The organism is Lichenifustis flavocetrariae (assembly GCF_026130545.1).
Classification (GTDB): domain Bacteria; phylum Pseudomonadota; class Alphaproteobacteria; order Rhizobiales; family Beijerinckiaceae; genus Lichenihabitans; species Lichenihabitans flavocetrariae.
The window spans coordinates 287666-310103 of record NZ_JAMOIM010000002.1 but is presented as its reverse complement, the minus strand read 5'-3'; the positions used below and the strand labels follow the sequence as shown (position 1 = coordinate 310103).

27 protein-coding genes are annotated in these 22438 nt (G+C 62.0%); 15 read left to right on the top strand and 12 right to left on the bottom strand.

Annotation, left to right across the window (positions count from 1 at the left end; all coding sequences use genetic code 11):
* Positions 1-9 precede the first annotated feature (9 nt).
* From M8523_RS04930 to flgF, 4 genes are all read right to left on the bottom strand, one after another.
* A complete protein-coding gene (locus M8523_RS04930; protein WP_282583714.1) occupies positions 10-765 on the bottom strand; it encodes a response regulator transcription factor in 756 nt (251 codons plus the stop codon).
* Positions 766-1242: 477 nt separating this feature from the next.
* A complete protein-coding gene (locus M8523_RS04925) occupies positions 1243-1770 on the bottom strand; it encodes a hypothetical protein (RefSeq protein WP_282583713.1) in 528 nt (175 codons plus the stop codon).
* A gap of 8 nt (positions 1771-1778) precedes the next feature.
* Complete coding sequence (gene fliI, locus M8523_RS04920) at positions 1779-3110, bottom strand: flagellar protein export ATPase FliI (protein ID WP_282583712.1); 1332 nt, start codon at positions 3108-3110, stop codon at positions 1779-1781.
* 37 nt (positions 3111-3147) lie between these two features.
* Positions 3148-3873: a flagellar basal-body rod protein FlgF gene (gene flgF / locus M8523_RS04915; protein ID WP_282583711.1), complete on the bottom strand. Its 726-nt coding sequence runs from the start codon at positions 3871-3873 to the stop codon at positions 3148-3150.
* Positions 3874-4141: 268 nt separating this feature from the next.
* Between flgF and motA the strand changes: the two genes are divergently transcribed.
* From motA to M8523_RS04880, 7 genes are read left to right on the top strand one after another with little or no spacing between them, the layout of a single operon-like run.
* Positions 4142-5014: a flagellar motor stator protein MotA gene (gene motA, locus M8523_RS04910; protein ID WP_345894221.1), complete on the top strand. Its 873-nt coding sequence runs from the start codon at positions 4142-4144 to the stop codon at positions 5012-5014.
* Between the two features lie 32 nt (positions 5015-5046).
* Positions 5047-5976 (top strand): FliM/FliN family flagellar motor switch protein, encoded by a 930-nt coding sequence (locus M8523_RS04905; protein WP_282583710.1) that lies wholly within the window; start codon positions 5047-5049, stop codon positions 5974-5976.
* Positions 5977-6003: 27 nt separating this feature from the next.
* Positions 6004-6297, top strand: a complete 294-nt coding sequence (fliN, locus tag M8523_RS04900) for a flagellar motor switch protein FliN (protein ID WP_282583709.1) — start codon at positions 6004-6006, stop codon at positions 6295-6297.
* Between the two features lie 48 nt (positions 6298-6345).
* Positions 6346-7368: a FliG C-terminal domain-containing protein gene (locus tag M8523_RS04895; RefSeq protein ID WP_282583825.1), complete on the top strand. Its 1023-nt coding sequence runs from the start codon at positions 6346-6348 to the stop codon at positions 7366-7368.
* Between the two features lie 30 nt (positions 7369-7398).
* Positions 7399-8502 (top strand): flagellar biosynthesis protein FlhB, encoded by a 1104-nt coding sequence (flhB, locus tag M8523_RS04890; protein WP_282583708.1) that lies wholly within the window; start codon positions 7399-7401, stop codon positions 8500-8502.
* Positions 8499-8987: a BspJ family T4SS effector nucleomodulin gene (locus tag M8523_RS04885; RefSeq protein WP_282583707.1), complete on the top strand. Its 489-nt coding sequence runs from the start codon at positions 8499-8501 to the stop codon at positions 8985-8987. The genes flhB and M8523_RS04885 overlap by 4 nt, the downstream gene beginning before the upstream one ends.
* Before the next feature lie 46 nt (positions 8988-9033).
* On the top strand, positions 9034-9486 hold the full coding sequence (locus M8523_RS04880; protein ID WP_282583706.1) for a PilZ domain-containing protein: 453 nt from the start codon (positions 9034-9036) through the stop codon (positions 9484-9486).
* Between the two features lie 344 nt (positions 9487-9830).
* Here the strand turns inward: M8523_RS04880 and M8523_RS04875 are convergent, their stop codons facing one another.
* The 8 genes from M8523_RS04875 to M8523_RS04840 all read right to left on the bottom strand — a co-directional run bounded on the left by M8523_RS04875 (position 9831) and on the right by M8523_RS04840 (position 15496).
* Complete coding sequence (locus tag M8523_RS04875; protein ID WP_282583705.1) at positions 9831-10343, bottom strand: hypothetical protein; 513 nt, start codon at positions 10341-10343, stop codon at positions 9831-9833.
* Positions 10344-10413: 70 nt separating this feature from the next.
* Positions 10414-10854, bottom strand: a complete 441-nt coding sequence (locus M8523_RS04870) for a hypothetical protein (protein WP_282583704.1) — start codon at positions 10852-10854, stop codon at positions 10414-10416.
* The gene (locus tag M8523_RS04865) at positions 10851-11249 is read right to left on the bottom strand and encodes a flagellar protein FlgN (RefSeq protein WP_282583703.1); all 399 of its coding nucleotides are present in this window, start codon (positions 11247-11249) and stop codon (positions 10851-10853) included. Before M8523_RS04865 ends, M8523_RS04870 begins: the two co-directional genes overlap by 4 nt.
* Before the next feature lie 24 nt (positions 11250-11273).
* Positions 11274-11795, bottom strand: a complete 522-nt coding sequence (locus M8523_RS04860; RefSeq protein ID WP_282583702.1) for a rod-binding protein — start codon at positions 11793-11795, stop codon at positions 11274-11276.
* 93 nt (positions 11796-11888) lie between these two features.
* On the bottom strand, positions 11889-12281 hold the full coding sequence (locus tag M8523_RS04855; RefSeq protein ID WP_282583701.1) for a hypothetical protein: 393 nt from the start codon (positions 12279-12281) through the stop codon (positions 11889-11891).
* Entirely contained in the window at positions 12278-13033 is a 756-nt protein-coding gene (locus tag M8523_RS04850) for a flagellar biosynthetic protein FliR (RefSeq protein ID WP_282583700.1), read from the bottom strand. Before M8523_RS04850 ends, M8523_RS04855 begins: the two co-directional genes overlap by 4 nt.
* Positions 13030-15114 (bottom strand): flagellar biosynthesis protein FlhA, encoded by a 2085-nt coding sequence (gene flhA, locus M8523_RS04845; RefSeq protein ID WP_282583699.1) that lies wholly within the window; start codon positions 15112-15114, stop codon positions 13030-13032. Before flhA ends, M8523_RS04850 begins: the two co-directional genes overlap by 4 nt.
* Positions 15115-15352: 238 nt before the next feature.
* Positions 15353-15496, bottom strand: a complete 144-nt coding sequence (locus tag M8523_RS04840) for a hypothetical protein (protein WP_282583698.1) — start codon at positions 15494-15496, stop codon at positions 15353-15355.
* A 69-nt stretch (positions 15497-15565) separates the two neighbouring features.
* Between M8523_RS04840 and ldtR the strand changes: the two genes are divergently transcribed.
* The 8 genes from ldtR (at position 15566) to M8523_RS04800 (ending at position 22417) form a co-directional block, all read left to right on the top strand.
* Entirely contained in the window at positions 15566-16078 is a 513-nt protein-coding gene (gene ldtR / locus M8523_RS04835; protein ID WP_282583697.1) for a transcriptional regulator LdtR, read from the top strand.
* 135 nt (positions 16079-16213) lie between these two features.
* On the top strand, positions 16214-16474 hold the full coding sequence (locus tag M8523_RS04830) for a twin-arginine translocase TatA/TatE family subunit (RefSeq protein WP_282583696.1): 261 nt from the start codon (positions 16214-16216) through the stop codon (positions 16472-16474).
* 99 nt (positions 16475-16573) lie between these two features.
* On the top strand, positions 16574-17197 hold the full coding sequence (gene tatB / locus M8523_RS04825; RefSeq protein WP_282583695.1) for a Sec-independent protein translocase protein TatB: 624 nt from the start codon (positions 16574-16576) through the stop codon (positions 17195-17197).
* A complete protein-coding gene (gene tatC, locus M8523_RS04820) occupies positions 17194-17988 on the top strand; it encodes a twin-arginine translocase subunit TatC (protein WP_282583694.1) in 795 nt (264 codons plus the stop codon). Before tatB ends, tatC begins: the two co-directional genes overlap by 4 nt.
* Positions 17989-18013: 25 nt before the next feature.
* Entirely contained in the window at positions 18014-19297 is a 1284-nt protein-coding gene (gene serS, locus M8523_RS04815; RefSeq protein ID WP_282583693.1) for a serine--tRNA ligase, read from the top strand.
* A 31-nt stretch (positions 19298-19328) separates the two neighbouring features.
* On the top strand, positions 19329-20093 hold the full coding sequence (gene surE / locus M8523_RS04810; protein WP_282583692.1) for a 5'/3'-nucleotidase SurE: 765 nt from the start codon (positions 19329-19331) through the stop codon (positions 20091-20093).
* A gap of 38 nt (positions 20094-20131) precedes the next feature.
* On the top strand, positions 20132-20800 hold the full coding sequence (locus tag M8523_RS04805) for a methyltransferase domain-containing protein (protein WP_282583691.1): 669 nt from the start codon (positions 20132-20134) through the stop codon (positions 20798-20800).
* A gap of 300 nt (positions 20801-21100) precedes the next feature.
* Positions 21101-22417, top strand: coding sequence for a peptidoglycan DD-metalloendopeptidase family protein (locus M8523_RS04800; RefSeq protein WP_282583690.1), 1317 nt, complete (start codon positions 21101-21103; stop codon positions 22415-22417).
* The last annotated feature ends 21 nt before the right edge of the window (positions 22418-22438 follow it).

Sequence of the window (22438 nt, the reverse complement as noted above, 5' to 3'; positions counted from 1 at the left end):
GGATGAGCGTCACGCCGCCGTGGCCGCAAGTGCACGCACGAGGATCGGCGCCGGGAGGGCCATGGGTTGCGTCGGGGCAAGTTCGACGGCCGGGCTGCGTTCCTCGAGGCAGTAGCCGAGATAGCGCTTCGACTCGATGAGATCGTAACCCAGACGCTCCCGCAGTTTCTTGCGGAGCTTGCTGATGTGGCTCTCGACCACATTCTCTTCGACCTCTTCGTCGAAGATGCCGTAGATGGCGTTGAAGATTTGCGTCTTGGTTACGCGGCGGCCGCGGTTCTTGACGAGGTATTCGAGGATGCGCCGCTCGCGGCGCGGAAGGGACAGGGCCTCGCCCCGAATTTCCGGGTCGCGGCCGTCGAAGAACACGCGGATGTCGCCGAACTGCACGTCGTCTTTCTTGGCCTGGGCGCGACGGCGAATGGCGTCGATCCGAGCCATCAATTCGCGGACATGGATCGGTTTCCGAACGACGTCATCGAACCCGGCATTGAAGAGATCGAGGGTCTGTTCGAGCGAATGGGTCTCGTTGATGGCGATGATGGGTGCGCTCGATCGCTCCCGGATATGGCGTGGAAAGGCTTGACGGTCGCTGCAGGCGCCGATCAGAAAGGCTTCGATAGCGGCCAGATCCGTTTCGGACACACTTGCGATCCAGTCGCGGAAGTCGGTCGGGCTCAACCCGGTGCTGGACACGCCTTCATTGCGAAATCCGCCCACATATCCGACGGACACGATTTCTCGATCGTCGATGAGAACCAACATGAAATCTGCCTTGACAACTGCCGAAGACCTTAGAGATCCGAGGTCTGCTGCACATGAATCATGGCAATGATTAAACGATGTTATGCTTAATAAAGCATTGCCTGAGCGGGGACCTCAACGTGCCGATCCGAAACGGAGGGGTAACGTCAGCCTCGCATATACTGGCCATAGGCGACGAGCCTTGTTTTCCGAACGATGCTGTTGAGGGGTCAGTCGCCGATTTTTATCAAGCATCTAGGGCTTGGGGCCGCGCCCGAGAAGTGCGTCAGGAGTCCGCCCATCCGCCTTGACGGAGGCGCTGTGCTCGCCTGCCGGCGTCACTGTTTTTTTAACACGAAGGCGATGCGGCCGAGTTTTGCTTAACCAGAACCGCGCGTGACCAGCAGCGAAGCCGCACTTCAGATCGTCCCGAGGCAGGACATCCCGGCGGCATCACGTTTGACGTCTTTGAATGGCGTGAGACCGAGGTGCCGGATCTTAACGCCGCTGCAGGATCGTGCCGACCGATGTCGTCACTGTCCAGGAATTGCCCGTGCGGCTTATCGCAAGGACTTCGCCGGCACCTTCGAGGACGGTGCCGGTGCGAACCACCTGCAACGTGCCATGCGCCTCGACCAGAGCGGTTCCGTCGAAGGCGTCTCGGACCGCATAGTCGGACAGGATCGTCGCAGGTGACCTCGCCTCCATATTGGGGCGACGTCCCAATTCGCCCGCTGGATCCAGGATCGTGCCAGTCGGCGTGAAGTCGACACCGGCGGGATTTCTGGTGAGCGGGCCATGGGACGGAGCGCCAGCCATGGACAGTCGTGGATGGTCGGGCGCGGCCGTCGAGTCGATGGCCGGCATCGGGCTGGACGATGTCCCGTCGCCGGGGCCGATCACAAGCATGTAACCGGCGAATGAGGCGGAGACGACAGCCGCCGAGACGCCGAGACTGCTCAGAACCGTATCGAGGCGGTTCTGCTGAAAATGTTCTTCGAGGACGGCGTTCGAGTTCGACAGCATAAGCGGGCTCATTTGGCTTTCTGCAGCATGGTGGCGAGGTCGCGAAAAGCGTCGTCGCTGAGGCCGGAGGCGGGCGACTGGACGAGCGCGGCGTAGATGCGCGGTACCAGTGCCACGGCCTGATCCAGTTCCGCATCGCTGCCGGCCTGATAGCCGCCCATCGCGCGGAGATCGCGCGTGTCTTCGAAGCGCCCGATCATTTCTCTGAGACGGATCACGAGGGTCGTCTGTTCCGGGCTCCATACCTGATGGGCGAGGCGAGACAGCGACGCGAGGACATCGATCGCAGGATACCGGCCCTGGATCGCGATCTTGCGGTCGAGAACGATATGGCCATCGAGCGTGCCGCGAATCGTGTCCGCAACCGGATCATTGTGGTCGTCGCCGTCGACCAGGACCGAGAAGATACCCGTGATCGTGCCGCTTCCCTCAAGGCCGGGACCGGCCCGTTCGAGCAATTGCGGGAGCTCGCTGAAGACGCTTGGAGCATAGCCTCGGGCCACCGCCGGTTCGCCGGCCGCAAGCGCCACGTCGCGGGCCGCATGCGCGTAGCGTGTCACCGAATCGACGATCAGCAGCACCGACTCGCCCCGGTCTCGGAAATTTTCCGCCACCGCCATCGCGGTCTTCGGGGCCATGCGACGCATCATCGGGCTTTCGTCGCCCGTGGCCACGACCGTGACGGCTCGGGCGCGGTTCGCCCCCAATGATTCCTCGACGAACTCGCGAACCTCACGGCCGCGCTCGCCCACGAGAGCGATCACGACGCTGTCGAAGCCCGCCGCGCCAGCGAACATTGCCAACAGGGTCGATTTGCCGACACCGGAGCCGGCGAAGATGCCGATGCGCTGCCCGGCACAGATCGGGCAGAAGATGTCCATCGCCCGGATGCCGGTCTTGATCCGGCTTTTCACCCGGGCGCGGTGCAGGGCATTCGGGGGCTCCGCTATGGTGCTTGTGGGCGCTCCAGTGCCAGGCAACAAAGGGCCGCCATCGTCGATCGGCTCGCCGAGTGCGTTGATGACCCGGCCTTTCCAACTTGGGTCGGGCCGGAACGTGAACAGGCCGCGTCGGCTGACCGGCATGCCGAGCCTGGCCGTGAGGCTGTTGCCGAATGGCTTGACGGTCGCGAGGGCGCGATCGATTCGAACGATCTCTCCCAGTTGCCCTCCCCCGTCTGCATTCAGGGCGACAGTGTCGCCGAGGCGGAGGAAGGGCGACAGCCCGCTCACCCTGTAGGAACCCGGGGCCACATCGACGACCTCGCCGGTGATTTCGAGAAGCGGGATCGAACTTTCTGCGTCTCGCACCGCTTGGCCCAAACGAACCAAAGCGTTCATCTGCGAGACCCTTTCCGGGTCTTTGAGCCGCTCGCGGTCATGTGTTTGAACCGAGCGTCTTTATGGCCTCTTGGAGCGAGGAATCGCTCTCCTGGTTCATGCTCGTAACACTGTCGAGCGAATGCTGGATCTGGATCAGCTTGGAGAGTTCCAGCACGGGATTGACGTTCGAGCCTTCGATGAAGCCCTGCGCCATGCCGGCATCGGTGAAGTCGAGAATGGGGGTCGCGGCCTTGTCGGGAATGACGGCTGAGTTCGGCGCGCGGGTCAGCTTGGTATTCGGATCGATGCTGAACAGGCCGATGGCGCCGATCTGACGACCCTGCTGAGTCAGCATGCCGTCCTGCGCGATCACCGGCGGCCCGGCACTCGGATCGACGATCATCGAGGAGCCACCGGCATCGAGTATGGGATAATTGTTGATCGTCGTGATTTCGCCGCCGGCCCCGATCTTGAGCCGGCCATCATGCGTATAGGCGACACCCGACGGCGTCTTGATACCGAACCATGCGTCGCCTTGCACCGCGACGTCGAGCGGATTGTCGGTCTTCGTCAATTCACCGGACATTCGGGAGATGTAGGTCTGGCCCTCCGTGGAGAATGCCACCGGGGTCTCACCCGTGTTCGACATCACGGTTTCGAAGGTCACGCCGTCGGCGCGATAGCCGGCCGTGTTCATGTTCGCGACGTTGCTGGCGACGGTCTGCAGGCGTCTTTCGATCGCGAGTTGCCCGGACATGCCGACGTAGAAGTTGGATTGCACGAGGTGAGGCTCCCGCCTGAAGCGGTTGTTGCGCGGAGATTCGGGGACCTCAGACCCTCCGCTGCGCACGCCGCCGAAGCGGGGTCGCGGATGCAGCAAGGATCTGCGCCATTCATCCGACAATCGCGCTTCGGCCTTGCCTCAACCTGACCTTGAACGATCTGGCTCTCGCGGTCCTCGAACCAGCTTCACGCAAGGCTATCCTGTTGGATTACTGCGGCGGCACGATGTCTGGAAGCAAGACCGCAGCACGAGCGGAGCGACAGCTTTGAATTTCGGTATCGGTATGATCATCGCGATCGGCTGCGTGCTGGGCGGCTTTCTGGCTGGCGGCGGTCACCTCGGCGTGCTCTGGCAGCCCTACGAATTGATTGTGATCTGCGGGTCGGCCCTCGGTACGTTCGTGGTGGCCAACCCGATGAACACCATCAAGGACACCGGCAAGGCCACCGTGGAGGCCATCAAGGGTTCATCTCCCAAAGCGCGCGATTACCTCGATATTCTGGGGATCCTCTATACGCTGATGCGCGAGTTGCGCGGCAACGCCCGCAACGAGCTCGAAGGCCATATCGACAACCCCAAGGAATCCGAGCTCTTCAAGAAGTATCCCAAGGTGTTGGCCGACAAAGAGATGACGACCTTCATCTGCGACTATTGCCGTCTCATCATGATCGGAAATGCCCGCACCCATGAGATCGAGGCCCTGATGGAGGAGGAAATCCACACCATCATGCGCGACAAGCTGAAGCCCTCCCATGCGATGCAATCGGTCGCCGACAGCTTGCCGGCCCTCGGCATCGTGGCGGCGGTGCTCGGCGTCATCCACGCCATGGGCTCCCTCGATCAACCGCCTGAAGTGCTCGGCGAACTCATCGGCGCCGCTCTCGTGGGAACCATGGCGGGCATCTTCCTGTCCTACGGGATATCGGCGCCGCTCGCCCACTCGATCAAGGTCACACGTGAAAAGCGCGTCCGCCTCTACACCATCATCAAGCAGTCGCTGATCGCCTTCATGAACGGCGCCGTGCCGCTGGTGGCGCTCGAACATGGCCGAAAGACCATCTCGGCCTATGCCCGACCAACCATCGACGCGGTCGAGAATGAGACGATGGGCGGCGGTGAAGCCGCGAAGGCAGCCTGACCATGGCTGATACCGGGTCGGCGGAACCACACATGCCGTCCTCCGCATCATCGCGCTGGTTCGAGAAGTCCGGAGGCTCGGCCGCCGACAAGATCCCGGCCTTTCGGGACGCCATGGCCGATGTCGCAAAGGCCTGGCAGGACCGCTTCGCGGCACTCGCTTCCGTCGAGGGGGAGATCGCCGTCGAGGACGTCACGGTGTGCAAAGTCGACGAAATCCTGGATCGGCGCGGCACGGGCTCCGTTCTGGCCGTGCTGCAGGCGCCAGGATGGAACACGCGGATCGGGATCAACTTCGACCGCATCTTCGTCACGACGATGGTGGAGGCCTGGTTCGGCGGCGGCGGCGAGGACGTTGCGGACAGCGCCGACCTGCCTTTGTCCCCGGTCGACTTGCAGATCGTCGATGTCGTCATTCGTCAGCTGTCCGACTCGCTCACAGCCGGCTTTGCCAAGCGCCTGCCATCCAGCTTCCGGAGCGAGGGCATGCAGGCGAAGTTCGATCCGAGCTTCCTCGGTAAGCCCGTCAGTACGGTCGTCGTCGGCACGCTTGCGCTTGCAACGCTCGGCGGCCGGGTGCATGTCGACGTTCTGGTGCCGCTCGCGGCGATGTTGGTGTTCGCCGAGGAACTCGCCGAACCCGAAGACGACGAACGGGTCTACGGTGATCCTCGCTGGACCCAGCGATTGGAGACCGAGGTCAGTCGCGCCTCGATGTATCTGACCGCCTATCTCGATCTTCACCCGATGACGCTTGGGTTCATTGCCGCGCTGCAGGAGGGACAGTTGATAGAGCTGCCCAAGGGCGCCGGTCAGCGGATCAGGCTGCAATGCGGCGACGACGACCTGTTTCTCTGCGACCTTGGCCAGTCCGAGGGTTTCTACACGCTGCGGGTCGATGAAGTGCTGGGCGTCGTCGAACCTGTCCCCGAACCCGAACCCGTTCCGGAGCTCGAATTATGATCCACAAGACATTCCCGGGAGGTGGCGATGATCGCGTCTGAAGCCGCCGCCGGAACGCCAAATCTCGACGCCATCCTGAAAATCCCCGTGTCGGTGCAGATCGTCCTCGGCGGAACCACCATGCCGCTGTCGAATCTGATGAAACTTGGCCGCGGTGCGGTTGTGCCTCTCGACCATAAGGTCGGTGAGGCAGTCGATATCGTGGTGAACGGACGCATTATCGCCCGAGGTGAAATGGTCGTGATCGCGGAAGACAGCACGCGCCTTGGCGTGTCGCTGACCGAGGTGGTCGGACAGGATATGCCGGCGCGTCGGGACTGATCGCCGACTGCTTCGAGTATTGAACACCATGGAGCGACTGCCTTGACCATGACAATGTCGACTCCCAGCGCCCTGGGCCGTCGCGACTTGAGCGGGCCCGAAAAGGTGGCCGCGCTTCTTCTCGGAATGGGCAAGCCGTTGGCTACCCGGCTCCTCAAGCATTTCGACCCCACTGAGCTCAAGATGGTGACGCGCGCCGCCGCGACGCTTGGAGCCGTCTCGATCGAAACCCTCGAGGATCTCGTTGAGGAACTGGCCGGGGAATTTACGAAGGAGCTCGACCTGCAAGGCACGGCCAGCGAGATCGAGCATCTTCTGGGCACGGTCCTGCCGTCCGATCAGGTCGCCGAGATCATGGCCGACGTCCTCGGCAATTCCAACTCTTCGATCTGGGTTCGCCTATCCGGCCTGCCAGAGAAAGATATGGCCGCCTATGTCACAAAGGAGCATCCGCAGACGGGCGCCCTCATCCTCTCACGTCTCACGCCGGAGGCCGCCGCCAAAACCCTGGCTGTCCTTCCGCGCGACCTGCGCAACACATTGACACGCCGCATGCTGACCCAGCGCGCAGTGAACGAGCCGACGATCCGCATTCTCGAAAACAAGCTGCGTGACGATCTCCTGATCAACGTGTCGCGTGACAAGGAGGGCAGCACACAGACCCGCGTGGCCGATATCCTGAACCGGATGGATCCTGAACAGGCTGAGGATATGCTGACCTCGATCGCCGAAACCAAGCCCGCCGACGCCGCGGTCATCCGCTCCAAGATGTTCTCCTTTGGCGATCTCGTGGCTCTGTCGGCCAAGGCACGCAGTGTGCTGCTCGAAAAGGTTCCGGCCGAGCAGATCACCATGGCGCTCAGGGAAGCCGACGAAGCCCTCAAGGAAGCGGTTCTGTCCGCGATGGGCGCGCGTTCCCGGCGCCTCGTCGAGAACGAACTCAAGACCGGCAGCGCGCCGCCTAAGGAAATCGCGGCGGCCCGCAAGGTCATCTGTGCGACCGTCCTCGACCTCATCGCGCTCGGCGAGATCGAGCCGCCGGATCTGTCCGCTGCCGATGGTCAGGGTTGATCTTCACCGCGTTGCTGAAGGCTGTCCGCAATGAGCGATCAATCCAACGAGCAGGACGACAAGACAGAAGAGCCGACAGAGAAGAAGCTTCGCGACGCGGCCGAACGTGGTGATCTCCCTCACTCGCGTGAGGCGCCGCTTTTCGCGGGCCTCCTGGCTTGTCTCGTCGTCTCTTCGCTCATGATCCGCTCCAGTGCGTCGCGGATCGCGGACGCGCTCGCCCATCTGATGGATAGCCCGGCGCAATGGAAGATCAACAATGGGGCCGATGCCGCTGAACTGATTGGCCTTGTCGGGCTTCCGGTCGCCGGGTTCCTGATTCCGATTTTTGTCGTCTTCATCGTGGCCGGCCTGGCCATGTCTTTCGCTCAATCCATGCCGAGTGTGGTGCTCGACCGCATCCAGCCGAAATTGTCCAAGATCTCCCTCGCGGCCGGGCTCGGGCGCATGTTCAGCTCGCACGGCCTCATCGAATCCGGCAAGGGCATCGCGAAACTAATCATCATCGGGTTCGTGGTCTACCTGCTGCTGCGGTCGGAAGTGCATTCTGTGGTCGACGCGCTCTACATGGAGCCAGCCGCGGTGCCGGATCTCCTGTTGAGCATCGTGTCGCGCCTATTGGCCGGGGTCGCGACCGCCTTCGTGGTGATCGCTGTCCTCGACTTCTTATGGACGAAGGCCAGTTGGCGGAAACGCCAGCGGATGAGTCGCCGCGACATCAAGGACGAGATGAAGCAGGCCGAGGGCGACCCCATCGTCAAATCGAAGCGGCGCTCACTCCAGCTCGATCGTTCGCGGCGCCGGATGATGGCCGATGTGCCCCGCGCGACCGTCGTGATCGCCAACCCGACGCACTATTCGATCGCGTTGCGCTATGTGCGGTCGGAGGGGGGCGCCCCGATCGTCGTTGCCAAGGGCAAGGACCTCATCGCGCTGAAAATTCGTGAAATTGCAACGGAATGCGGGATTACCATCATTGAAAACAAGCCTCTCGCAAGGTCTATGTATGACCATGTCGAGGTCTCACAGGCCATCCCACCGCAATTCTACAAGGCGGTGGCAGAAATCATCCATTACATTCAGTCTCGTTCTGGCGGACGCTCCTCTCCAAGACTTCAGGCGATAATGCGTTGACATTCCTAGTTGAAAACGATCACGATGCCTATGCCCGCATCCTTGTGGACGGGTTGCAGGACGTCTTACAGGAACTTCATGCGATCGATCTGCTCGATCTCGTGAGCTTCATTCGATTCAGCCAATACACGGCAATCGAAGACCTTCTGCAATCTTCGACCGAGCTGTTCTTCAAGGAAGGGACGCTGACCTTTGCCTGGAATGCGTCGGTCGAGATGGATTGGGGCGACGTACCCACCGTCACGCTCGCGATGGAATTCAGTCATCTGACCGTCTCGGTCTTCTTCGATCTGTCGCTGAGAGCCATGGATCAGGTCGTCCGGGTTGAAGGGATCCTCTTTGATCCCGATTGCCGCGACCCCCTCGAAAAGCTGAAGCGACTGTCACGAGCTGTTTCGGATGCTCACCTGCCGCGACAGCGCGTCCGCCCGAGCCTAGGACTGTATCTGCCGAAGGGACCGGGCAACTCGGACCCGCGCGCGTGAGGCGGCCTCCACTGCTTTCGACGGCGCTCCGGCCGCTGGTCCGCGCGTGACTGTCCGTCAACCGCCCCGAGGCGGCTCGCCGTCCGTCATCAATGCAATCCGGGTCGACGGCAAAGCGGCCGCCGACCCGGATGGATTCACCTATACGATCCTGATCGATCCCAAACCCGTCCGCGAACCCGACGACCGCCGCGACGCTCCCCGCCGTCGCACGCGTCTCCGGTCGGGCAAGGTGGTGGATTCGACGGGGACCTTCGTCACCGAATGCGTGGTCCACGACCTCTCATCCACCGGTGTGCGTTTGCGGTTGCCGCCGGACGTGGCCCTGCCGGCCGCATTTCAGGTCTACGATGACCAGTCCGGCCTGTTGCAGAATGCCGAGGTTTCCTGGCGCCGCGACGGCGAGGCCGGCGTGCGATTCACCTTGACGGAGGAGACGCCGCGCAGCCGGATCATCGCCGCCGACATGCGGCGAAGGTTTTATAAGATGCCGCGGTAGGGCCGCTTTAGATCGAGCCTGGGCGCAAGCGACCAGCGAATTTAAAGAGATCCCTGTTCATGAAGTCGCTGCCCGTGAGCGCATGAGGATCGGCGATCATCCTGTTTACCTTCACCTATCTCGCCTTCTTGGGGCCTTGAAACGGGTAAGGTCTTCGATTTTCCTTCTGCTACCGAAGATCGATATCTGCATTAACAAAAAACTGCAGGACGATGTGTAATCGCCTTCTCTGTGAAACCGTCAGTCCGACCGCTGCGTCCGGATCTCGCTCATGAAGCGGGCTTAGCCGTGACAGATCTGAGATGTGGCGAAGTCGCTTTCCAAGCTCCCCTCGAAGACTTGATCTACCGGATAAAGTCCTTCGCCTCACTCAGATTGGCGAAGATCCGGGTGCCGAACATGGTTTCCACTTCGACGGACCCGTCCGACAGGATCACGTAATTCTTGTCGCGAGACGCGGCCGGTTTGCTGCGTTCGGGCGTGACCACTTTGGGGGTGATCGTGATCGTGTGAGCGGCTCGGGCTGTCGTGGGCGTTGGCTCCAGTTCGGGTTCGAGGGGCTCGGGTTCGAGCGTCGTCGACTCCTTGGAACGGGGCGCGCTGGAGCGCTGCAGTACCGCATCGAAAAAACGCGTGAAAGCACCGAACCCCGACCGCAACGTGCCGACGATGGCAAGGCCGAAGCCGCTCAGGATCATCGTCTGCGCGATGGTGAGGATGTCGCCCCGCAGCGCCAATATGGCGACCAGATTGCCGTCTTTGAGGGTCGTGTCGCTGACCACCATGTCGGCGATCAGCAAGGCCCAGCCGATGAGAGCCAAGCCAAAGCCCGCCCACGTCAATCGATTGATCTTCACCGTAAGGCCCCCCCGGGATCTACGCCTCGACGCGTAATCATCAGTTTATCAGCAGCCTCTTGACGCGTCGTTAATTGTTCTGAACGTCCTTCGGCGTGTAGTTGAACGATTCGATCAGAACCTCCTTGATCAGCGGTGCGCCGAGGTGAGCATTCGTCTCATCCGCTAGCTTTTTCGTGAAGGCGTGGAGGTCCATGCGATCGAGATGATTGAAGTCGGTCGTCTTATCCATGTAGACGTCGTTGAAAGCCGCATCCATGAGATAGGCTTCCGGCGGCACGGCGAGAGATTTCAAAACCACGGCATCGATCACATAGGTGAACTGCATGCCGACATAGCCTTGCAGCGCCCCATCGGCGATGATCGGAACATTCATGTTGCGCGTCTTCTCATGCGCAAGCGCCGTTTCGGCATGGGCTTCCGCGTGGGGGCTGGCCGCCATCATGGCCGCGCCGTAAGTTGCCCCGAGAGCGACGATCGTGAGCCAGAGGCCGATCAGAAAGATCTTCACGGCCGGCCGGTCATGAACGAGTAGGTGCCGTCCGACTCGGCTTCACGCATGCTGCTTGCGATAATGTCGGATATTTCCCGGACGGCCCGCAATTGGACATCGATGGCCTGCCGGTTGTATTCGAGCTTGACCGAGAGCGTGCCGAGACGGCTCCGTGCGCCTTCACGTTCTTCCGATGTGGCCAAGCGAGGCAGAAAGCGGCTGAGTTCCAGTAGGCTCTGCCGCTTGCGCTGACAGATCTCGTTCATGTCACACGGACGGTTCTTCTTGAGGGCATCGGTTTCCGTGTCCAGCACGGCTTCAAGGCGTTCGGCGACAGCCTCGAAGGCAGCGAAGCTGAAGATCGATGTCGGCAGACGGGCGCCGGCCTCGGCAGGGGCGGGGAGGGCGGTCATCGGAGGAAAGCCTTTCCTGATAGATTAGGACGTTGTTTTCAGCCGCGGCGTGATTGCCGCAAGAGCATTGTTGACCGTCAGTCCGGCAGGAGCAGCGCCGGCATGCTGCGGATGCAGGAGATTTTCCTTGGCCTCGATCGCGTGGGCGATGCCGAGGCGACCTGTCTTCGCGACCTGGGTCGCCAATTGCTCGGCCAGCATGGAGCGGTAGGCGTCGGCCGAAAAAGCGTCGCCGAACAATTCGGAATCCTTTGGCAGGATCGACTGCAAGAAATTCTGAAGCACCACGGCCTCGAATTTCTGGTAGGGCGACGACCGCTTCGTTTCGATTTGGTGGCCTCGACCATAGTCCAACGGATGCGCGGCAGGGCTCGTCTGCGGCGGCGCGATCGGTGCCGAACGCGATTGAAGCACGGCCGTGAAGTCGATGTCGCCCGTTGTCCCTGCCGCGAGGCTCGCGAGCTTGGCGGCCGCGGCCTGGACCCGCGAAGGGTCCGCGGCCTGGGCCACGTCGAGGACAATGTCTGAGGGAGGTGCAATTGACACGGCGGGCAGCATCCGGGCGGCGGAGGCCGATCCCGGTCGACCCCTTGACCAGCATGCACGCGCAAGCTTTCGGCAGGCTGGTGGACCGGTGCCTCAGTCGCGCGGCGCACCACGGGCCATGAGGCCCTCCACCAGTTGTTCGAGCAGTCGCCGCTCCTCGGCGGCGCGCTCCTCCGTCGCCAGTGTCTCGGTCACGCGCTCGGAGAGCCTGTGCCGCCGTTCGGCCGCCTGCACCGCATCGATCTGACGAGAGCGGTCCTGCTCGCTGGCCGCCTCCCGTTGCGCCAGACGGCGCGCCTGCTTGATCGCGATAGTGCCCAGGGGACCGGCGAGATTAGCGCCTTCCACGAAGCTGTCGAGGTCGCGTCGCGCCGCTTCGATCGCGGCCTTGCGCCGCTCGGTCGCGGCCAATTCCCATTCGGCAAGCCGCTTGGCTTGAGCCTGGACAGCCATGATGCGCCGCATCGCCTTCAATCGGTCACTCATCCGGACACCAGGAAGCGGCTGAAGGCATCGGTGAACAGACGCAGAAGGGGGCTCGACGTCAAGTAGAGGAGGATGAGCCCCACCATCAGCACGATTGGAGACGCCAGAAAGAAGATCTGCACCGCGGGCACGAGGCGATTGGCGAGGCCGATGGCAAAGTTGAGGGCCAGTGACAGGATCAGGAAGGGACTGCCGAGCCGCAAAGCCAGGTTGAAAGCCAACGCCGCCTTATTGCCGAGTTGGACCATCGCGAATTGAGTCGAAAACCCCTCGCTGACCGGCAGACTTCCATAGCTCGACGTAATCGCCCGAAGCACCTCCAAGTGCTGATCGGTGACAAAAATCAGCAGAGTGGCCGACAGGCTGATGAGGGTCGAGATGGCCGGCATCGGTTCGTCTTCATTGATCGGGGCGCCCAGGTTCGAGGTGATCCCGATCCACATGGCGACCGCCATGCCGATCGTATCCAGCGCGATGAAGAAAAAGCGTCCCATCAGGCCGATCGTGATGCCGATGAGCAGTTCCGATCCCATGGTCTTGAGAAGACTTAACGGGGCCGCGCCGGCGACGGACGGACGCAGTTCGTCGAAGCTGAGCGGCGCGAGCGTCAAGGCCAGCGACACGGCGACGAACAGGCGGACTTGCACGGGGATGCGGGCGGATGAATATCCTGGCATCAGCAGCAGGCAGGCCCCGACCCGGCAGAAGATCACAAAGGCGACGAGAACCACATCGGAGGCTGGCCCCGTCACGAAATGCTTCCCAGTGCCTTCATCTCGACGCCGCGTGCGATCTCCAAATGCGACAGGACCGGGAGCGTCGCGAACATGCGCTCCACGATCATCCGGACATAGGTGCGTACTTCCGGTGCGGCGATCAGCACAAAGCTGTGGCCTTGATCCATCCGGTCCCGGATCGCGTTCGAGGCTTCGGCGCCGAATTGCTCCACCATGCGAGGATCGAGTTCGAATTCGACGATGTCTCCCTTCCCGTCCCGCTTGAGGCTTTGGTGGAAGGCGAGGTCCCAGCGGTTGCCGAGGCGCAGCACCTTGAGGGAGCCGTTGTCGGACAGGTCGCCGCAGATCTGTTGGGCGATGCGCATGCGCACATGCTCGACGACCTGCTCGGAGCGCCGTGCATGGGGAACGATCTCGGCGATGGCTTCGAGGATGAGATGCAGGTTGCGGATCGAGACGCGCTCGGCCAGCAGCAGCTTCAACACAGCCTGCAGGCCCGAATAGGAGATCTGCGAGGGGCAGATGTCGTCGACGAGCTTCTTGTATTCGGGTTCGAGCCGATCGATGAGCGCCCGCATGTCTTTGTAGGAGAGCAATTGGCTGAGGTTGTTGCGGATCACTTCGCTGACATGCGTGAGCACGACTGACAATGTGTCCACGGCCTGCAGGTTCTGCCGCCGGAGTTCGCCCGCGAAGGCCTCCGCCACCCACACGGCCTTCATGCCGAAGGCGGGTTCGCGCGCCTCGGTGCACGGAACGTCCGGCTTGTTGCGGTCGCCAGTGATCACCAGAACCTCGCCGATGCGCATCTCGTAGGACGTCACCACCGTGCCGTGGATCCTGATCTGATAGGCCTTCGGCGGGACATCGAGGCTCTCCGACACCTTGATGTCGGGCACGACGAAGCCGTATTGGCGGGCGAACTTGCGCCGCATCTTGACGACACGGCCGCCCAACTCGTCGCGCGAGACAAGCATCCGGGCCGCCAGCTGCTTGCCGAGGCAAAGCTCGATCTCGGCGGTCTTCAGAATGTCTTTGACCGAATCCTTGGCCTCGACGCTGGCCGTACGGGCCAGTTCGGCCGCTTTCGCGGCTTCGACCGCCTTCAGGGCGCTCAGCCGCTTGGGGATCGTGTAAGCGACGAACAGCATCGTGCCGCCGAGCAGTGCGAAGGGGAAGAAAGGCAGTCCTGGAACGAAAGCGAGCAGAAGCAGAAGTAGCGCCGCCACGAACAGGGCGCGCGGGAAGTTGCTCAGCTGGTCGAGCACGGCCTTGTCGGCCGAGCCGCGTGTGCCGCCCTTGGAAACGAGCAGCGCCGCGCCAAGCGAGACGATCAGGGCGGGGATCTGCGAAACGAGACCGTCGCCGACCGATAGCTTGGCGAACACATCGGCGGCTTTGCTCAGTTCGAGCCCGTGCCGGGTCACGCCGATAATGATGCCGCCGAACACGTTGACGGCCAGGATGATGAGGCCCGCGACGGCATCGCCGCGCACGAATTTGGAGGCACCGTCCATCGAGCCGAAGAACGAACTTTCCTCTTCGAGTTCCCGGCGGCGTCGCTGCGCTTCCTTGTCGTTGATCAAGCCGGACGAGAGATCCGCGTCGATGGCCATCTGCTTGCCCGGGATGGCGTCCAGGGTGAAGCGGGCGCCGACCTCGGCGATACGGGTCGCGCCCTTGGTGATGACGACGAAGTTGATGGTCAGCAGGATCGCGAAGACGATCAAGCCGATCACGAAATCTCCGCTCATCACCAGCCGCGAGAAGCCGCCGATGATGTAGCCGGCGGCGGTCTCACCCTCCGCGCCATGCGCCAGGATCACGCGCGTCGTCGCGATGTTCAGCGCCAGCCGCAGCAGGGTTGCCACGAGGAGCACCGTGGGGAAGGCTGAAAAGTCGAGCGGCTTCTCGATCCACAGGGCCACCATGAGAATGAGGACGGACAGGGCGATCGAGAAGGCGAGCCCGAGATCGATCAAAAATGCCGGGATGGGCAGGAAGAAGATCGACAGAATGATGATGATGCCAAGCGCAAAGCCGATGTCGCGCGAGCTTTGGCGCTCCTTCCGGGCCGGCTTCGGGATGGCGGTCATTGACGGGTCCGTTCCATTTCGGACGCCGGTCAAGCGACGCCCGATTCGGACCCGACTGTCGCGCCTGAAGCTTGCGTCAGCGTGATCCAGCCTGGAGCCGTCCAATCCAGAAGGCGCGGTCCATTTCTCCAGCCGGCAAAGACGTGACAACAGGGATGGCCGGCATTTGAAATGAGCTGATGCTCTTCAGAAACCAACGCAACGAACAAATGGGAAAAAAGGTCGCGGAGACTGAAACTCACAAGTATTTGATCAGTGGAGCAGCGGTTAGGCTTACGCGTGCCGCAATGCGCCAGCGATAGTCCGGCATCACTTTATTCACCATTGCCGCGAGACGATTGGTAAAGCGGATTTTCATTCTGTTTTTTAGAATGCCGTTCATGGGAGGACGTTAGCGTGCAGCCATGGTCAGGCGTCGCATGAAGCAGGCGCTCAGAATCGAAGGCACGACATGAACACCGCAGCCAAGATCGCTCCCGCACCTACCCGCAGTGGCCGCCTTGCCGATGTACGCCCCGCCTATCTTGAATCGTTGACCCTCGTCGAACGTCTCCATCGCCGGCTTCTTGATGTGATCAAGGACGAGTTCGACCGCAAAAGCCGAAGCGACATCAATTCGGTTCAGGCGCTCCTCCTCTACAATATCGGCGACAAGGAACTTACCGCAGGCGAATTGCGGACCCGGGGCTACTACCTGGGTTCCAACGTGTCCTACAACGTCAAGAAGCTCGTCGAGATGGGCTTCCTGCATCATGCCCGCTCACGCGTCGACCGGCGCTCGGTCCGCATCAGCCTGACCGAAAAAGGCAAGGAGGTTCACGAGATCGTGGCAGCTCTCTATGAGAAGCATGTCATGACCGTGGAGCAGATCGGCGGCATCTCGGCCGAAGAATTCGCCCAGCTCAACATCTGCCTCGCCCGTCTGGAGCGCTTCTGGACCGACCAGATTAAGTATCGGCTCTAAAGCCCTGCCGGTCACACAGGCAAAACCATCCCCGATCGGCGCGGCGACCTTGTTTTCGTCGAGGTTGCCGCATAGGGTCCGCCTTATCACGGCGTCGAGAGCAGGCGCCAAGCCCGGCGGGATGGAGTATCGGTCATGGGCGGCATGAGCATGTGGCACTGGATCATCGTGGGCGGCATTCTGCTGCTTCTGTTCGGTGGCAAGGGCAAGGTCTCCGACCTCATGGGAGATTTCGCCAAGGGGATTAAGTCGTTCAAGAAGGGCATGGCCGACGATGACGTAGCGGAAACACCGCGTCCGCCCGTTGAGACTGCTCGCCCGGCCGATCCGCTTCGGACAATCGATCATCGCGGAGCACCGGTCGACGCATCGGCCGATCCACGCCGGGTGGGTTAGCCTTCTCGAAAGACGGTTCCCGCGAAGCCGGTTCGGCACGATGATGCCGAAGCCGGCTTTTATTGGTCTTTTTGACGCTTTGCCGTCGCGCCGGATTCCATGTTCGATATCGACACTGGCAAGATTCTGATCGTCGCCGCGCTGGCGTTGATCGTCATTGGACCGAAAGATCTCCCGCGTGTCCTGCGCCAAGTGGGGCAGACCGTCGGCAAGCTGCGGCGCATGGCCTCGGAGTTCCAGGGCCAGTTCATGGACGCGATCAAGGACGCCGAGATCGAGGATATCCGCAAGGAGCTCAAGGACCTCGAGACGAAGGCGGACCTGAAATACAACTTTGACCCTGTCCACGACATTCGCACGGAGGTCACGGGGGCGCTGAACGCCGTTTCATCCGAAGCAACAGTCGCCTCGCCAGCGGCTGGGTTCAGCCTCCCCGATATTCCTCAGACTGACGACATCGCCGCTGTGAGCCTTGCCGAGGGCGTAGCTCCTGTTGTCGAGTCGGGAGAGACGGCGACAATTGAAGCCCCTCACGAGACCACGCACGTTCGAACCCTGGACGCGGATCCGGTCAAACGGAAGCTGTTCGTTAAGCCGCATCACAGCCGCTTTTCCCGGTTGAACAGCGACCGCACGGCTCAACTGATCGGCCAGGCCATTTCGGTGCGTCAACGAACTGTTCGCGCGCGCAAAACCACCTCGCACGATGTGCTCAGCTCATGACGTCAACTCAGGCCGACATCGACTCCATCGAGGCCAGCAAGGCGCCGCTCCTTGAGCATTTGGTCGAACTGCGGTCGCGACTGATCAAAGCGATGATCGCCTTCCTGGTGGCTTTCGTCGTCTGTTTTTATTTTTCGCGTCATATCTACAATATTCTGATCTATCCCTTTGTGGATGTGGTCGGCGCCGCCAACGCCAAATTGATCGCCACGCATTTCCTGGAGCAGTTCTTTACAAACATGAAGCTGTCGATGTTCGGAGCGGTTGTCATCGCCTTCCCGATCATCGCCACCCAGATCTACATGTTCGTGGCGCCGGGTCTTTACCGGCACGAAAAGAAGGCCTTCGTGCCTTATCTCGTTGCGACTCCCGTGTTTTTCGTCATGGGCGGTCTTCTCGTCTATTTCGTCGTCCTGCCCATGCTCATCCGCTTTTCCGTGTCGATGCAGCAGGTGAATGTTCCCGGTGAAGCCACGATCGAGTTGCTTCCGAAAGTCAGTGAATATCTGGCTTTGATCCAGACCCTCATTCTCGCCTTTGGCATCGCTTTCCAGCTGCCGGTCATTCTGACGTTACTGGGCCAAATCGGCGTGATTGACGCGGCCTTCCTGCGAGCGAAGCGCCGCTTCGCCATCGTGATCGTAGCTGTGATTGCGGCGGTTCTCACGCCGCCGGACGCCATTTCGATGCTGGCGCTTGCGCTGCCCATGCTGCTTCTCTACGAAGGCGCCGTCGTGGCGGTCGCCATGATCGAAAAAAGACGCGCGCGTCAGGCAGCTTCGTCCGCCTGAGCGCAACCGCAAAGGCTCGTTTTCGATGTATGATATCCGGTGGATCCGCGAGCAAGCCGCGGCGTTCGACGCCGGCCGAGCTTCGCGCGGACTGCCGCCGCTCAGCGACGTGCTGATCGCGCTCGACGATCGTCGAAAGAGCGCCATTGCCAAGCTTCAAATGGCGCAGGAGCGGCGCAATGCGGCCGCCAAGGCCATCGGCCAAGCCATGGGTCGGAAGGATTTCGAGGAGGCTGAGCGGCTGAAAGCCGAGGTGGCTGACCTCAAGGCGTCGGTCCCGCTGCTGGAAGCTGAGGAACGCGAGAGCGTCGCGGCCCTCCAGACCGCCTTGTCGGAGATACCAAATACGCCGTCGCCGGACGTGCCGGTGGGTGCGGACGAGCATGCGAATGTGGAACTCCGCCGCATCGGAACGCCGCGGGAGTTCGCCAGCTTTGCGCCGCAGGAGCATTTCACGATCGGTGAGGCGCTCGGCCTCATGGATTTCGAATCCGCCGCCAAGCTTTCGGGAGCCCGATTCGTTGTGCTCAAGGGGGCACTCGCACGCCTGGAGCGGGCCATTGGGCAGTTCATGCTCGACCTGCAGGTCGACAAGCACGGATATCTCGAGGTCAATCCGCCCTTGATGGTGCGCGATGCCGCAGTGTTCGGCACGAACCAACTGCCGAAATTCAAGGACGACCTTTTCCGTGCCGGCGATGAGTTCTGGCTCATCCCGACCGCAGAGGTGCCGCTCACAAACCTGGTGCGCGAATCCGTCGTCGAAGAGAAGGACCTGCCGCTGCGATACACGGCGCTGACCCCCTGTTTCCGGGCGGAGGCAGGATCAGCGGGCCGCGACACGCGCGGCATGATCCGGCAGCATCAATTCTCCAAGGTGGAGATGGTCTCGATCACGACCCCCGAGACATCCGCCGGCGAGCACGAGCGCATGACGGGCTGCGCCGAAGCCGTTCTCCAACAGTTCGGGCTTCCTTACCGCGTGATGCTGCTGTGTACCGGCGACATCGGATTTGGCGCGCAGAAGACCTTCGACCTTGAAGTCTGGCTTCCGGGGCAGGGTCGCTATCGCGAAATCTCGTCCTGTTCGGTCTGCGGCGATTTCCAGGCTCGCCGCATGGACGCGAAATATCGCCCGACCGAGGGGAAGACGGCCCGGTTTGTTCACACACTGAACGGATCGGGGCTCGCGGTCGGTCGCACTCTCGTGGCTGTGCTGGAGAACTACCAGAATCAGGACGGTTCTGTCACAATTCCCGAGATCCTCCGGCCCTACATGGGTGGACAGGACACCATCAGGCGCCCCTGAACCGTTCAGGCTCCCCCCGGCAAAGGTGACCATGCGCATTCTCATCACCAACGACGACGGCATCCACGCTGAAGGACTCGCGGTTCTCGATCGGATCGCTCGCACATTGACCGACGACGTGGTGATCGTGGCCCCCGAAACCGATCAGTCGGGTGTTGCTCACTCGTTGTCCCTCAGCGATCCCTTGCGTCTCCGGCAGATCGGCGCCCACCACTTTGCCGTGAAGGGGACACCGACCGATTGTGTGATCATGGGCGTGCGTTCGATCATGGTCGATCGTCCTCCGGACCTGATCCTATCCGGCGTCAACCGAGGCCAGAATGCAGCCGAGGATGTGACCTATTCGGGCACGATCGCGGCTGCCATGGAGGGGACCCTCCTCGGCGTGCCGTCGATCGCGCTGAGCCAGGCCTATGGACCTGAGTCCGGCCGCAAGAACATTCACTGGGCCTGTGCCGAAACCCATGCGACCGAGGTGATCCGGAAGATCCTGGGCCGCGGCATCCCGCGTGACATCCTGATCAACGTCAATTTTCCCGATTGTCCACCAGAGGACGTGAAGGGGCTGCGTGTCACCTGCCAGGGCAAGCGCGACGCGGGACTGATGCGAATCGACGAGCGTGAGGACGGGCGCGGCAATCCCTATTTCTGGGTGTCTTTTGCAAGGGGCAAATACACGCCGGCCGACGGCACCGACCTTCATGCGTTGTCCCAGGGAAACATTTCCGTAACACCGTTGCGGCTCGATCTGACCGACGAGGCAACGCGCCGGGATTTCGCTGAGGCCTTCGCCTGATCGACCAGTCGGCGGACCAGGAAGGGGCCGCGACGCCCTTGTCGTCGGAGGGGCATCCCTCAGAGGCCCGCGCGGCTTTTCTGCTGCGTTTGCGCGAGAGCGGCATCCGTGACCTTGGCGTTTTGCGTGCCATGGAAGCTGTGCCGCGCTCTCAATTTGTCTTTCCCCAGCACGCGGACTTGGCAAACCGGGAGATCGACTTGCCCACCGAGTGCGGCCAGACGGTGCCGTCGCCCTTGTTCCTGGCCCGCTTGCTGATCGGGAGCCGTCTTTCACTGGACATGCGGGTTCTTTTGATCGGGCTCGCTTCCGGCTATGCGGCGGCCCTCCTCGGTCAGCTTGTTCGGGACGTCGTGGCCGTTGACCGGCATCGCACACAAGTTGCCGCGGCAGCAGAACGCTTTGCGGCGTTCGGTCTCAACAACGTCGAGACCGTCTGGTCGGATGTCCTTTCTTTGCCCCTTCGCGAGCCTTTCGATCGCGTGCTGATTCTGGCACGTCTCGATGTCCTCCCGGCCGCCATTTGGAAGCAGGTCCGCACCGGCGGCGCCATCATCCATGGCCGCGCGGCGGCCGATGGCCGCGACGGACCCGGCACGCAAGTGCTCGTGCGTGTGGAACAGCAGGTCGACGGCATCGGCAAGCAGGCGGTCATCTGTCCGTCTCGCCTCCCCGCTTGGCGGGGCGGCGTTGCTGGCACGCTCTGAACGACGGCCCTCTCACCGCGGATCTGCAAGGCTTACCACACGGCCTTGAGGGAAATGGTTAAGAACTTGCTGCTACCGCAACCCCGCGCGCCAGTGTTGGACGAATGTTTACGTTTCCCGCGGTGCTTCACGAGAGTTGAAGAAAACGATTCATCTTAAACCGTCCCTTAACCGGCCTCCTGTTTAGTTCAGTCCATGCAAGAGGTTCTGTCGGGTGCCGTCAAGATGAGTAAGCTTTTGTTGATCGGTCAACACCGTTTCGCACTGCAAGTCTGCGTTGCCGGAGCTATGGCCGCTCTCATGAGCGGCTGCTCTTCGGACGTGACGCGCTTCGGCGATCCTTTCGGAAATCCATTTTCGACGGCCTCCGCCGATCAGCCCAAGGCGCGGCGTCACGTGGCCTCCAGCGACGTGATCCCCGCTGGGCGGACGCCGCCGGTGTCCAGTGCGGCGCTTGCGCCACGTGCGGTCTCGGTGGCTTCACTTGCGCCTTCACGCCCAGCTCTGGCATCGTCGGCTCGCGAGCCGGTCTCGACCGAGACCACCGGCTCTATCGATCGCGGCCCCACCCATGTTGCCTCAGGTGCCTCCTTCGGCGGCTGGTCCTCCGCGGGCGGTACGCCGATCCAGGTCGCCGACGGCGAAACAGCCGAGATTCTGGCCAAGCGCTATGGCGTGCCGGAGAACGCCTTCCTTCAGGTGAATGGATTGCACAGCGCGGCCGAAGTGCGGCCAGGGTCGAGGGTCACGATTCCGATCTATTCCGCCTCCGGTCAAAGCACCGCTTCGCCTCGTGTGGCGGAAGCCGTGCCGAGGGCAGAACCAGAGCCCGTTCATACGCCCCGTGCCTCGCAAACGAAGACGGCTTCGCTTGTCCACCAGGTGAAAAAGCCAGTCGCATTGGCGGCCAAGCCTGCCAAGGTCGTCAGCACGAAACGGGTGGCCGAACAGGCGAGGATCCACACCGAAAAGACACCTGTGGCGACGGCTTCGATGAAGCCGCAGACCCTCGGAAAGCTGCCGGCGTCCACTGTTGCCACCACCAAGTCGACTGGCTCCAAACTGCCTGCAACCAATGTGGTGGCCAAAAGCCAGATAGTGCCTGCCGCTCAGACCGCGGCTGTCAAACCCTCGAAGACGGCGGCGGCTCCTATGCCTGCTGCGACCACGGTCGTGGCGCAAGCCCCGGCTCTGGCGCCATCGGCTCCCGCTCAAGCTCCAGCTTCCGCCGTGGCCGACAACAATCCGGAGTTCCGCTGGCCTGCCCGCGGTCGCATCATCCAAGGATTCAAGGGTGGAACGGGCGGCAACGACGGCATCAATATCGCGGTTCCGGAAGGAACAGCCGTGAAAGCCGCGGAGGGGGGCGTCGTGGCCTATGCGGGGAGCGAGCTCAAGGGGTACGGCAATCTCGTCCTGATCCGTCACCCCAACGGCTTCGTTTCGGCTTATGCCAACAACGGCGAAATCGACGTCAAACGTGGTGAAACCGTCAAGCGCGGACAGATGATCGCGAAGTCCGGCCAGTCCGGCAACGTGTCGTCACCCCAGTTGCACTTCGAATTGCGCAAGGGATCGACGCCTGTTGATCCGACGCAATATCTCGCCGGCCTGTAGGGAACTTCTTCGGAACTTATC

Bases quoted from the DNA above. Each gene is read 5' to 3' on its own strand.
- tatB (WP_282583695.1), top strand. From the start codon at position 16,574: ATGTTCGATATCGACACTGGCAAGATTCTGATCGTCGCCGCGCTGGCG.
- M8523_RS04895 (WP_282583825.1), top strand. From the start codon at position 6,346: ATGACAATGTCGACTCCCAGCGCCCTGGGCCGTCGCGACTTGAGCGGG.
- M8523_RS04905 (WP_282583710.1), top strand. From the start codon at position 5,047: ATGCCGTCCTCCGCATCATCGCGCTGGTTCGAGAAGTCCGGAGGCTCG.
- M8523_RS04930 (WP_282583714.1), bottom strand. From the start codon at position 765: ATGTTGGTTCTCATCGACGATCGAGAAATCGTGTCCGTCGGATATGTG.
- M8523_RS04830 (WP_282583696.1), top strand. From the start codon at position 16,214: ATGGGCGGCATGAGCATGTGGCACTGGATCATCGTGGGCGGCATTCTG.
- ldtR (WP_282583697.1), top strand. From the start codon at position 15,566: ATGAACACCGCAGCCAAGATCGCTCCCGCACCTACCCGCAGTGGCCGC.
- M8523_RS04800 (WP_282583690.1), top strand. From the start codon at position 21,101: ATGAGCGGCTGCTCTTCGGACGTGACGCGCTTCGGCGATCCTTTCGGA.
- M8523_RS04840 (WP_282583698.1), bottom strand. From the start codon at position 15,496: ATGAACGGCATTCTAAAAAACAGAATGAAAATCCGCTTTACCAATCGT.
- tatC (WP_282583694.1), top strand. From the start codon at position 17,194: ATGACGTCAACTCAGGCCGACATCGACTCCATCGAGGCCAGCAAGGCG.
- M8523_RS04925 (WP_282583713.1), bottom strand. From the start codon at position 1,770: ATGCTGTCGAACTCGAACGCCGTCCTCGAAGAACATTTTCAGCAGAAC.
- serS (WP_282583693.1), top strand. From the start codon at position 18,014: ATGTATGATATCCGGTGGATCCGCGAGCAAGCCGCGGCGTTCGACGCC.
- surE (WP_282583692.1), top strand. From the start codon at position 19,329: ATGCGCATTCTCATCACCAACGACGACGGCATCCACGCTGAAGGACTC.
- M8523_RS04855 (WP_282583701.1), bottom strand. From the start codon at position 12,281: ATGAGTGACCGATTGAAGGCGATGCGGCGCATCATGGCTGTCCAGGCT.
- flhA (WP_282583699.1), bottom strand. From the start codon at position 15,114: ATGACCGCCATCCCGAAGCCGGCCCGGAAGGAGCGCCAAAGCTCGCGC.
- fliN (WP_282583709.1), top strand. From the start codon at position 6,004: ATGATCGCGTCTGAAGCCGCCGCCGGAACGCCAAATCTCGACGCCATC.
- fliI (WP_282583712.1), bottom strand. From the start codon at position 3,110: ATGAACGCTTTGGTTCGTTTGGGCCAAGCGGTGCGAGACGCAGAAAGT.
- M8523_RS04865 (WP_282583703.1), bottom strand. From the start codon at position 11,249: ATGACCGCCCTCCCCGCCCCTGCCGAGGCCGGCGCCCGTCTGCCGACA.
- flhB (WP_282583708.1), top strand. From the start codon at position 7,399: ATGAGCGATCAATCCAACGAGCAGGACGACAAGACAGAAGAGCCGACA.